Genomic DNA, 12067 nt, shown 5'->3' on the forward strand with positions numbered 1-12067 from the left:
AATCACTTTTTTAAATGATTGGCTCGTTTTTCTCCTGTTTTTGAGGTAATTCTCATTTCACACCCATCCACGACCGAAACGGTTGGGCTGGGTTAAATGTTTATAATCAATGCTGAACCTTTAATTCCCATCCCCCTTGATTCAGTTCTATAATCTGCCATGCTAAAACTTTTGTTGGGCGACCCCAACGCTCGTAAGCTTAAAAAATACCAACCTTCTGTTACTGAAATTAACCTTTTAGAGGAAGACATTAAGGTTCTTTCCGATGATGAGTTAAAAGGTAAAACCGCCGAATTTAAACAACGGGTTGCCAAAGGCGAAACTCTGGATGACCTATTGCCAGAAGCTTACGCCGTTGTCCGGGAAGCAGGACGACGAGTTTTAGGCTTGCGGCACTTTGATGTCCAACTCCTTGGCGGGATCATTTTGCATGTAGGGCAAATTGCCGAAATGAAAACCGGCGAGGGTAAAACATTGGTCGCCACTTTGCCGAGTTATCTGAATGCCCTCACTGGTAAAGGTGTACACGTCATCACCGTGAACGATTACCTGGCTCGTCGGGATGCGGAATGGATGGGACAGGTGCATCGATTCTTGGGGCTGAGTGTGGGGCTAATCCAGGCAAGCATGAATCCCAGCGAACGCCAGAAAAATTACGACTGCGATATTACTTATGTCACCAACAGTGAGATCGGGTTTGACTACCTGCGCGATAATATGGCGACATCAATGGCAGATGTGGTGCAACGCCCCTTCAATTATTGTGTGATTGACGAGGTAGACTCGATTTTAATTGATGAAGCGCGGACACCACTGATTATTTCTGGGCAGGTGGAAAGACCTACAGAAAAGTATCTGCAAGCCGCCGAAATCGCCTTCACACTCAAAAAAGACGAGCATTACGATGTGGATGAAAAAGCTCGTAACGTGCTATTGACAGATGAAGGCTTTGCTGAATCGGAAAATCTTTTGGGAGTCACAGATTTATTTGACCCGGAAGATCCTTGGGCGCACTTCGTTTTCAATGCGATTAAAGCCAAAGAACTTTTTCTCAAGGACGTAAATTACATCGTCCGCAATGGGGAAGTGGTAATTGTGGATGAATTTACCGGTCGCGTGCTACCCGGACGGCGTTGGAGTGATGGATTACACCAGGCTATTGAAGCCAAAGAACACGAAGAAATTCAGCCAGAAACTCAAACTCTAGCGACAATCACTTATCAAAATATGTTTTTGCTGTATCCAAAACTCGGTGGAATGACCGGAACAGCAAAAACAGAAGAACCAGAATTTGAAAAAATTTACAAACTGGAAGTTGCGGTAATTCCCACCAATCAAGCCAGAAGACGCGAAGACTTGTCTGATATGGTCTTTAAGACAGAACCCGGCAAGTGGGGGGCGATCGCTAAAGAATGTGCCGAAATGCACGAACTTGGCAGACCTGTATTAGTAGGAACCACTAGTGTAGAAAAATCCGAACTTCTCAGCCGACTGCTGAAGCAGCTGGAAATTCCCCACGAATTACTCAACGCCCGACCGGAAAACGTCGAGCGTGAAGCAGAAATCGTCGCCCAAGCCGGACGCAAGGGTGCTGTTACCATTGCTACTAATATGGCTGGTAGAGGTACTGATATTATTCTGGGTGGTAACTCGGAATATATGGCGCGTCTGAAGCTGCGGGAATACTTCATGCCCCGAATCGTCATGCCAGAGTCAGAAGACAGCTTTGGCGTGCAAAGACCAGCCGGATTACCTACAGGACACGGCAGTGGCCAAGGGTTTGCCCCTGGTAAAAAAGTCAAAAGTTGGCGGGCTTCACCAGAAATTTTCCCCACCCAGTTGACAAAAGAAACGGAGAAACTACTTAAAGAAGCAGTAGAAATTGCGGTGCGTGAATATGGCGATCGCAGTTTACCGGAACTGGAAGCAGAAGACAAGGTAGCGATCGCCGCAGAAAAAGCTCCCATCGACGACCCCGTGATTCAGAAATTGCGGGAATCTTACAACCGCATTAAGCAGGAATACGAACAATTTACTACCCGCGAACACAATGAAGTAGTGGAAATCGGCGGTTTGCACGTAATTGGTACAGAACGCCACGAATCGCGGCGGATTGACAACCAGTTGCGCGGACGTGCAGGAAGACAAGGCGACCCTGGAACAACCAGATTCTTCCTCAGTTTAGAGGATAACCTACTACGGATTTTTGGTGGCGAGCGCGTTGCTGGGTTAATGAATGCCTTCCAAGTGGAAGAAGATATGCCCATCGAATCTGGGATGCTTACCCGTAGTTTGGAAGGCGCACAGAAAAAAGTTGAAACTTACTACTACGACATTCGGAAGCAGGTGTTTGAATATGACGAGGTGATGAATAATCAACGTCGTGCTATTTATGCCGAACGCCGCCGAGTGTTAGAAGGTCAAGACTTGAAAGAGCAGGTAATCAAGTACGCGGAAAAAACGATGGATGACATCGTTGATTACTACATCAACGTAGAATTGCCCTCGGAAGAGTGGGAGTTAGAAAAGTTGGTTGAGAAAGTCAAAGAATTCGTCTATCTGCTAGCGGATTTGCAGCCAAATCAATTAGAGGATATGTCTGTTAGTGAGATTAAAGCTTTCCTGCACGAACAGGTGCGAATTGCTTACGACCTCAAAGAAGCGCAGATTGACCAAGTTCAACCCGGACTGATGCGCCAAGCTGAACGCTTTTTTATCTTGCAACGCATTGATACTCTGTGGCGGGAACACCTCCAACAAATGGATGCCTTGCGCGAATCGGTAGGATTGCGTGGTTACGGGCAAAAAGATCCGTTGATTGAATATAAGAGCGAGGGTTACGAACTCTTCTTGGATATGATGGTTAACATTCGCCGAGATGTGGTGTACTCGTTGTTCATGTTCCAGCCGCAGCCGCAGCAGATGATGCAGGCTTCGTCTGAGATGGTGTAAGTAGCGAATATCTCATGCAGAGACGCAGAGGCGCAGAGGCGTTTTTGCGTCTTTGTTTTATATCATTAGTCCCTTTGAGTTAAGAGAAGAGGGAAGAAGGTATATTATGATTTACCTTTCTGCTACAGAAGCAAAACATAATTTTGCAAAATTTTTAGATCAACCTCACACAGAACTAATAACTATTCAACGTCACGATCAACATTTAGTAGTTGTGCTTTCTGTGGCTGAGGATCAAAAACTTAAGGGGTTCTTAAAAGAGGAATTTTGGAATTCTTGTGATTTAAAACATTAGATATAATGGGAAAAATACACATTTAGGCATTATCACATAAGCTATTCCAAAAAGTAATATGGTTAATCGGCAATATTATTCTGCACGTATAGGCAAAAATCCCGAAGTTATTAGTTTGGATTTGTCGATGCTTAGTCGTCTATTTCGAGACATATATTTAGAATTTATGTCAAACGATTATTTTCAAGAGGCTTTCGGTTATGAATGTATAGATGATGGAAAAGTTTTAGGGAAATTAGGGAGTGATATGGAAGCTCAAATGTTTAGAGCTTTGCGAAAGCCTAACTTATGGCCAATCCAAAATAAGTGCTTAAACTATAGTGAAGATGATTTCTTCGATGTAATTGAATTATTACACGATTGGATATCCAAGCCTATAGATGGTTTTGAGCATAAGTGGAATGATTGTGGTTGGCACTACAATATCTTTGATAAAGAACTTGGTCAAAAAGAATTTCGAGATAAAATAAATGAGATTATTTCCGAATATAAAGATGGCTATGAACTTTCTGAAATCGGTGAAATATTAGAACTAGGAGAACAGGGACTAGAGACACTTTTTGAAGCAAATCTACCCACGGATGAACCAGAAAATGTTGAAAAAAGAATAGAAGCAGCGATTCTTAAATTTAGGCGCTATCGTTCATCTCTCAATGATAGACATGATGCTATCAGAGACTTAGTAGATGTATTAGAATTCCTCAAAACTAGAATTAAGAAGGTAATCAATTCTCAGGATGAGAGCGATTTGTTCAATATTGCTAACAACTTTGGTATCCGTCATCATAACGAAAAACAGAAAACAGATTTTGATCAAGCTATTTGGTACAGCTGGATGTTTTATTACTATCTAGCAACTATTCATGCTTGTCTAAGGCTAATAAACAAAGCTGATGCTGACAAAAGCAGTAATTTTGATTGTTTCTAACATCATAATGACAAATTTTAATATTTACTTTGGATTTACACACCTCTCTAAAAGTTTGTTTGTCTCTCCTAACAAATTATAAGTAATAATACGTGCCGTTATCGCTCCATCTAAATTATCATAGAAATATGAAGAATGAGCATCTTCAGCAGCAATAACCATTGCCATATCTGATTGACCCATATTTCTTAATGTTAGTTCAGTTCCGTTAGCATCTTGCCAGACATACTGATGACAAAAGAGTAAATGAGAACTTATTTCATTTTCTATAGCGGCTTTTAAAGGATAAGCAACTAAGTCAGATGAATGGATGATATTTATCCATTCATCTGAGTTTATAATCATTACCAGAGTTTTTACTAATAGATTGTTCTATCACAGAATTAACAATAGAAAAATCAATATCTAGCATTTCTTTGAGAAACAATAAAGGAGATCCTAACGTAGTAATGCTGACTAAATCTAGTTTTTTAACTTTATCTCGAAACACTAAAACTGAGTCATCATTAGAAAGGTTTTATATTTAATTTGACCCACTTACTTATCTGCTGGTGGTGTAAGTCCTGAAATAAGGAATCTATTGTAGTAAAATTTTTATGTTAGAGATATAACAGCTTATAATATAGTTAGCAGTCAAGAGGTCTGACCTTTTCAGATCGCGGAAGCTAGATCTTCCCTTGACTGATTTTTATTGTCTAAGAATAAACACCAAATTCTAATGCAACTTTCTGAAGCTAAACAGATGCGAGCGCTTCTACTTGACATAGTTTTGGGGTTGTCTGTGGTGCGATCGCTCGTCAGATGCGCTCGTTGAATAATTTGAAGACTTGTCTGTAGAGCAATCTCATCTCACAGAACGTTTATATAGGATCGTGCTATGCTATTGGGGTGTCTAATGAAGAGAGTCATGGCTGCTCCAGTAGAAGAATTATTAAGCACCTTTGATCGTCTGCCAGAGTTAGAGAGACTGGAAATAGCTCTGGAGATTTTAAAAAGGGTCAGACATTTGGACTTTCCATATTTGTCAAATGAAGATTTGGTTTGGAATGCAGAAGAACTTTTTTTGGAATTAGATCGGCAAGAAGCTGCTCAATGAAAAAGCTCTTATTTATCTGTAGCCAGAATAAACTGCGAAGTCCCACCGCCGAGGCTGTGTTTTCTGAATATGAAGGACTTGAAACAGACTCCGCAGGTTTAGATCGCTATGCTGAAGTACCATTATCAACAGAGGCTATTATCTGGGCTGATATTATCTTTGTAATGGAAAAATCCCATAAAAATAAACTATCGAAAAACTTTCAGCCTTTGCTGAAAGATAAAAGAATTATCTGTTTAGATATACCAGATGATTATGAGTATATGGAACCAGCTTTAATTGAATTGTTAAAACAGAAAGTTCTACCTTTATTAAAAATTAAAAAATGAATATTCAAGAAGCTTTTAATACTGCCGCAGGAGATTACGATTAGAACTACAGAGTACTGGAGGCTATTGCCAATGAATTGGAAGAGCTACATCTGTCTGACGGCGGGGTAGTTCACTCTGCCAGTCTTGCCGCATTTACAATAGGGAGAAGGTCACACTTCTGGAAAGCGCACCATGCCGAAAATCACCCTGGAAGTATCAGAAGAACTATCTAAAAAACTAGCACAAGTAGGCGATCGCTTACCTGAATTACTTGCTCTGAGCCTCCAACAACCAGCTGTACCAGCACAAGTTTACCGATATATCCTGGATTTTCTGGCCAGCAACCCCACTCCTGAACAAATTGCTGAATTTAAACCCACCCCTGAAATGCAAGAACGGTTGCGTACATTGTTAACACGCAGTAACGCAGGTGAACTCACACCCACAGAGTTGAAAGAACTAGATGAGTATGAACGTATTGAACACTTAGTTGTGATGATTAAAGCAGGTAACTTATCTTATTTGACCACTTAACCGTAAGTGGAACCTATATTCCGGTTAATCTTCGCCGACTGGTAGAAGAACGCGCAAATTACAGATGTGAGTATTGTCAGTTACCCGCAGCAGTTACCTTTTTCCCCCATGAAATCGCTCATGTTATTGCCCAAAAGCACGGCGGTGCAACGAATGTTGATAATTTAGCACTTACCTGCTGGCGGTGTAACCGTCACAAAGGCACTGACTTAGGATCGTTTGATCCAGAAACAGGGGCTTTTAGTTTTCTGTTTAACCCACGCACCCAAAAATGGGGTGAACACTTCACCTTTTCAGAACTCGCTCTGCTAGGATTAACGCCTCCAGGACGTACAACAATTAGATTGCTACAAATAAATAGCGACGAACGACTAGCTGAACGGCGGAGATTGCGCTGAATAAAGAAGTCTAAGTCACTGTTCAGAAGTGCCGTGGGTATTTACTTACTCTCGTTACAATGATGTTATGTTACTTTTCAGCAGAACACACAATGCTGAGAATTAACCTAAAAATATCATTCGGTGCGATCGCAGGAGGCAAAAAATGGGCTTGGCTGGATTAAGAATTGTGTTGGTAGAACCAGCAGGTCCGATAAATATCGGCGCGATCGCCAGAGTCATGAAAAATTTTGGGCTATATAATTTAGTATTAGTAAATCCCCAATGCGATCCACTATCATCGGAAGCTTTGATGATGGCTGTTCATGGTCAGGATATTTTAGAATCTGCGGTATTAGTGGCAACCTTACCAGAAGCATTGCATGGATGTGTCAGAGCGATCGCTACCACTGGTCGCTTTCGGAGTTTGCAAACACCCTTAGAAAACCCCCGCACTGCACTACCCTGGTTACTGGAGGAACCAGAAAAACCCACAGCACTAATTTTTGGCAGAGAAGACCGGGGATTAAGCAATGAAGAATTAAATTATGCACAGAGGTTTGTTTGCATTTCCACAAGCCAAGATTATCTAATCCTAAATTTGGCTACTGCTGTGGCAATCTGCTGTTATGAATTGTCACAATGTACAGAACAACCTCAAACTCAGACCTTACCCCAAACTGAACTTGCACCTTTAGATGTTCTCGAAGGATACTATCAGCAATTAGAATCACTATTACTCAAAATTGGTTATGTATATCAGCATACGGCAGCTAGTCGCATGGAAAAATTTCGCCAGATGTATAATCGCGCTCACCTGAAAACAGGGGAAGTAGCCATGCTGCGAGGGATTTTGCAGCAGGTAGAATGGGCGCTTAAAAACCAGAGGGATGGTGAAAACTTGTAATTATTCGTTTAATATGTACGCAATCATTCCCCTAAAATAATTAATATGGCTTAAACTAAACACAAAAATGTTACCGAGTGGCAAAGTGAAATTTGAGTATTAATATTGTTAAAAGATCAAGTTTTGGGTCAGGAGTCTGCAAGAAAAAAGCCAAGTGGGTCACAAGGAGTAACGGTGTCAGAATCAAGTGACGAACTAAAAGCTTTCTCGCGGCGTCAACCCTTAAATCGTCGCCAGCAGCCACAAAAAGTTCAAAAAGTGGCACAGAAGAAAGTTAAAGCTAACAGCCAGCAGCAAGGTGCGAATGGACGACAGGCGGCGCTAACACGCCCAAAAAATCAAATCAGTCCTCAGACAATCCCTGGTGCTACACGTAGGGTAAAATCAGGGTTAGTCATGCCATCGGCAGTAAAACCAATACCTAGTGTCAAAGGAAAAATTCCTCCCTTCCGACCAGGTGCTGTGATGGTGAAATCAGTACGCATGGAAAAGCCAAAAACAGGCCGGCGTTCATCGCGGAAGACGCGGTTAAAGCCAATGGCTAAAACTATCTTGTATGTTGTGCGGTTATTGATTGTGGGTGTTGGGATGGGTGCAATTGTAGGCACGGTGTTATCAGTATTAGACCCGGCTAATCGGATTATCACAACTTCTGTGCCCCAATCTAATAGTAATGTAGTGCGATCGCAGCCACAGCCTACCCAAACTCCCCCAGGCGGAGTTTCCAGCCTCTACCTATCCCAGGAAATTATCCCTTTGAAAAATGCCGTGCAAAATTTGGCGAATACCAACCCAAATCTTACACCCGGAGTTTTCTTATTAGATTTAGATACTGGTAATTATGTAGATGTCAATGGCTCTGCCAGTTTTTCAGCGGCTAGCACAATTAAACTGCCGGTTCTAATTGCCTTTTTCCAGGATGTGGATGCCGGGAAAATTCACCTGGATGAAATGCTGACCATGCAACAGGATATCATAGCTGGCGGTTCGGGAACTCTGCAATACAAACCAGCCGGAACCCAATACGCCGCTCTGGAAGTTGCCACTAAAATGATTACAATCAGCGACAACACAGCGACAAATATGTTGATTGCGCGATTGGGAGGAATGGATGCTTTAAACCAACGTTTTCGCACTTGGGGATTGACAAATACAACAATTCGTAATCAACTCCCCGATTTGCAAGGGACAAACACCACTAGTCCGAAGGAATTGGGGAATTTGATGGCGATTGTGAGTCAGGGAAATTTAGTGAGTATGCCATCACGCGATCTTATGCTCGATATTTTGCGTCGCACCCAAAGAGACACTTTGCTACCATCAGGTTTGGGAACAGGCGCAAGAGTATACCACAAAACGGGCGATATTGGCACAATGTTGGCAGATACAGGTTTAATTGTTGTTCCAACTGGCAAGCGCTACATAGCATCTGTGATGGTACAACGCCCTAATAACGACCCCCGCGCCGAAAAACTGATTAGCTCAATTTCTCGTGCTGCCTACCAAGAGTTTAGCCAAAATGCTGTTACACCAAGCACTATCCCCGCAAATGGTTATCAGCCCCCTGTTGTGAATCCTGCACCCAACGGTACGACAGGCACTGTACCCACAAACGGTTATCAATCTCCAATTATGAATCCCCAGTATTATCCCCCAAGATAATTTAATATTTTTTAATGTGCAGTTGCCACAATAAAATTTACTAAGGCAGCATATAGTAACCTAGTCAACTAATGCTTGCAAGTCACTCTCAGAAAACAATAATCTCAGCCAAATTCTGAGATTTTGATTTAATCCAGGTTTGAGGCTTTATTTCCTAACAGAAACTAAAATTTATATAGCAATCCTAAATCATTCGTGAAAAGTTAGATCCCCGACTTCTTTGAGAAGTCGGGATCTGGACACCGATAATTTTCACAAATCAGATAAGATTGCTATAGACAAAAAGTGAAAACTAAAGCCCCGTAAACGTTTGGGCGATTATATTCTCCCAAAGTGACAAAATAGGCTCTTATTTTAGCAAAGCTATTGCTTTTAATTCTTAACTTTTTTGATACCGCATTCCTGGCAGTTGCGAAATTAAACCCATAAGTTCCAACTGTAACAAGGCACCGGAAACTAAGCCAGCAGCCATGCCGGTTTGTTGGACAATCAAATCGAAGGGTAAAGCATCACAAGAAAACGCATTCATTACCGTTTGTAATTCTGGCGATAAATCAGGCAAACTTAACTGTTGGGCTGTTGGGGATGCTTCAACTCCATCAATTTGTGGTATTGCTCCTAGCATGGTTAACAGTTCGTCTAGTTCTTTGAGGATGAAAGAAGCTCCTTGATTCAGTAACTTTAAGCACCCTTGGGATGGATGATCGTCCAGTCTTCCAGGTAATGCATAGACATCTCTACCAAATTCATTCGCGTAGGTAGCTGTAATTAAGGCACCAGATTTTAACGGCGCTTCCATTACCAGGATGGCGCGGCTTAAGCCTGCAATAATTCGGTTGCGACGGGGAAAGTGCGTGCGATCGGGTGGGGTTTTTGTGGGGTACTCACTCACGACTAACCCTGCCGTCAAAATTTGCTTGTACAAATCCCGATTTTTATGTGGATAAATGACATCTACACCAGTCCCCAAAACTGCGATCGTGCGTCCACCTGCTTTCATGGCGGCGATGTGGCTTTCTGTGTCAATTCCCTCTGCCATACCAGAAACAACTGTAAAGCCATTTTTAGCCAAAGCTGTACTAATTTGGCGAGTCCAACGGATACCATATTCTGAGGGTTGGCGGGTTCCAACAATCCCAACCATCGGTTTTTGTCCGAGATTTTCTTGGAGTTCGACTTCACCGCGATAGTATAAAATTGGCGGTGGATTCGGAGTTTCCAGCAGTAAGCGGGGATAATCGGTATCTGCTGGTGTCCAGAAATGGGAATTTTCCTGCTGGTGCTTGGTGAATAGCTGTTCAGGGTGTAGGCGCGATCGCTGTTGTACTACTTTTTCTAGTGTCTGAAAACCAAAACCCTCCACCTCTCCTAACTGTACCTTGGTAGCGTTCCAAGCATTTGCCAGCGTCCCAAAATGCTGTTGCAGCCGTCGCAGTAATACCGGGCCAATTCCAGAAATTTGCGCCCAAGCTAGCCAATATGCGCCTTCTTCTACCACGGTTCTATCCTCACGCCTACTAGATTGAGTATTCCCAAATTAGGTTTGGCTATTGAGATAAAGGCAGAGTGGCGAATGGGAAAGTTTCTTAAAACATGAAAGTTTAACCTTTGACTATTAAATATTGACTCTTGACTCTTGACTCTTGACCCTTAACCATTGACTATTGACTATTGACTATTCCATTATTTTCTGTGATGAAATATTTCTATCGTCTTTTAATATGCCTATCTGGGTGCTTAATATTTTTACTGCTACATAGTTGTTTTAGTTTATTGCCAAGTTTAGCAGCCGAAAAAATTGTTGTTAGGTACGGTTTGTTTGAGCAATCGCTCCCGGTGGCAGATATACGCAACTATGGCGAGACGCAAAAGGTTTCAGCCGATTTGCAATCTTTCTTAGGTTATCTCAGCCCTAAAGAGAAACAGAAGTTTCAAGATACTCTTCAGGTGAAAATGTCTCTAGATATTGCGGCTTTAGATAAGCTCATAAATACAGGAATGGGCAAGCAAATTTTATATTTTGCTTCCCAAGCGACTGTCTTTCCAACACGCTCCGCGATCGCTCGTCCTGATCAAGGCAGTATACAAGCGCTACGATCTGCGATTATCTTAGCAGCAAAATCACCAGAAGGTCTAGGAGTAATCAGTTTTCTAGAAGCGTATCCTAGTAAGCAACTAGTCCTTGACGTGCCAAAAATTTCCAAATTAGTCAGCATGGCAAATTTATCTTCTGGTTCTGTTAATACGCCGCCGAAAGACGAGGTAAGTTCTTCACCTTTAGGGCAAATTGCACTACAATATCAGATACTCGCCGCCCAAAATAAACAGTTCTCAGGTTGCTTATTTGGTGATTCTATCTCGGCTGAACTTGGCAATACCCTTGGGAGTGGTACTTTTAATTTTGGGTTAAATGGCCTAAGTACAATCTCATTACTCGAACAACTGAAAAGTTTAATTCCTACCAAGGTGAAATGTGAAAAAACCATTATTGCCATCGGTGGAAATGATGCCTGGTATGGAATTAGTGATGAGTTGTTTCGCAAAAATCTGCAAGAAGCGATCGCACTTGTCCGCACAATGGGAACTAAAGAGATTTTTCTCATTCCAGCTTTTTATTCAACAGTTGCAGCAAGCTTAGATCCAACTGTATCAGCCCCACTTTCTAAAGTGGAACAAATTAATGCTCTGATTAATCAAGTTGGTGAAACAGAAAAAGTGCCAGTTGCAGCAGCAGGACTAGCACCATTGTATGAGAATAATGTCCTTAAACAAAATTTGACCAGTGATGGCGACCATCTGAATGCAGAGGGTTTAAAAATTTATCGACAAGCATTATTACAAATCCTAGGTAAGTAAGTACATCCCCGACTTCGTAAAAGTTGTCGGGGATCTGGGAATTACGAATTACGTTAGCGAGTCCGCCTACTCTTAGGGACTTCCAAGAAATAAATTACTACTACTTGTGGGGTGGGCGACACGAGAGCCCAGTAACCAAAGGCTCTCGT

Annotated in this window: 12 protein-coding genes; 10 read left to right on the top strand and 2 right to left on the bottom strand. The window is 42.0% G+C overall.

The features are described from left to right. Window positions 1–159: 159 nt before the first annotated feature. From secA to ACYTXL_RS11130, 3 genes are all read left to right on the top strand, one after another. Window positions 160–2952 carry a preprotein translocase subunit SecA gene (secA, locus tag ACYTXL_RS11120; protein WP_461924789.1) on the top strand — a complete coding sequence of 931 codons (2793 nt, stop codon included), beginning with the start codon at window positions 160–162 and terminating at the stop codon, window positions 2950–2952. A 106-nt stretch (window positions 2953–3058) separates the two neighbouring features. Then, a complete protein-coding gene (locus tag ACYTXL_RS11125) occupies window positions 3059–3247 on the top strand; it encodes a prevent-host-death family protein (RefSeq protein ID WP_461924790.1) in 189 nt (62 codons plus the stop codon). Between the two features lie 58 nt (window positions 3248–3305). Next, window positions 3306–4175, top strand: a complete 870-nt coding sequence (locus tag ACYTXL_RS11130; protein WP_461924791.1) for a hypothetical protein — start codon at window positions 3306–3308, stop codon at window positions 4173–4175. Window positions 4176–4199: 24 nt separating this feature from the next. Here the strand turns inward: ACYTXL_RS11130 and ACYTXL_RS11135 are convergent, their stop codons facing one another. Further along, window positions 4200–4520, bottom strand: coding sequence for a hypothetical protein (locus ACYTXL_RS11135; RefSeq protein WP_461924792.1), 321 nt, complete (start codon window positions 4518–4520; stop codon window positions 4200–4202). A gap of 562 nt (window positions 4521–5082) precedes the next feature. Here ACYTXL_RS11135 and ACYTXL_RS11140 point away from each other — a divergent pair. The 6 genes from ACYTXL_RS11140 to ACYTXL_RS11165 all read left to right on the top strand — a co-directional run bounded on the left by ACYTXL_RS11140 (window position 5083) and on the right by ACYTXL_RS11165 (window position 9062). Beyond that, window positions 5083–5271: a hypothetical protein gene (locus ACYTXL_RS11140; RefSeq protein ID WP_461924793.1), complete on the top strand. Its 189-nt coding sequence runs from the start codon at window positions 5083–5085 to the stop codon at window positions 5269–5271. After that, window positions 5268–5600: a low molecular weight protein tyrosine phosphatase family protein gene (locus ACYTXL_RS11145; RefSeq protein ID WP_335214031.1), complete on the top strand. Its 333-nt coding sequence runs from the start codon at window positions 5268–5270 to the stop codon at window positions 5598–5600. The genes ACYTXL_RS11140 and ACYTXL_RS11145 overlap by 4 nt, the downstream gene beginning before the upstream one ends. A gap of 174 nt (window positions 5601–5774) precedes the next feature. Further along, window positions 5775–6116 (top strand): hypothetical protein, encoded by a 342-nt coding sequence (locus tag ACYTXL_RS11150; RefSeq protein WP_461924794.1) that lies wholly within the window; start codon window positions 5775–5777, stop codon window positions 6114–6116. A gap of 38 nt (window positions 6117–6154) precedes the next feature. After that, window positions 6155–6514 (top strand): HNH endonuclease, encoded by a 360-nt coding sequence (locus ACYTXL_RS11155; RefSeq protein ID WP_461924800.1) that lies wholly within the window; start codon window positions 6155–6157, stop codon window positions 6512–6514. A gap of 145 nt (window positions 6515–6659) precedes the next feature. Beyond that, window positions 6660–7400: an RNA methyltransferase gene (locus tag ACYTXL_RS11160; protein WP_461924795.1), complete on the top strand. Its 741-nt coding sequence runs from the start codon at window positions 6660–6662 to the stop codon at window positions 7398–7400. 174 nt (window positions 7401–7574) lie between these two features. Further along, on the top strand, window positions 7575–9062 hold the full coding sequence (locus ACYTXL_RS11165; protein ID WP_461924796.1) for a serine hydrolase: 1488 nt from the start codon (window positions 7575–7577) through the stop codon (window positions 9060–9062). A 379-nt stretch (window positions 9063–9441) separates the two neighbouring features. On the opposite strand, the gene dprA is transcribed toward ACYTXL_RS11165, so the two are convergent. Then, entirely contained in the window at window positions 9442–10560 is a 1119-nt protein-coding gene (gene dprA, locus ACYTXL_RS11170) for a DNA-processing protein DprA (protein ID WP_461924797.1), read from the bottom strand. A gap of 173 nt (window positions 10561–10733) precedes the next feature. On the opposite strand from dprA, the gene ACYTXL_RS11175 reads away from it, so the two are divergent. Then, complete coding sequence (locus ACYTXL_RS11175; protein WP_461924798.1) at window positions 10734–11918, top strand: alpha/beta hydrolase; 1185 nt, start codon at window positions 10734–10736, stop codon at window positions 11916–11918. Window positions 11919–12067: the final 149 nt, after the last annotated feature.

Source organism: Nostoc sp. (genome assembly GCF_054880495.1).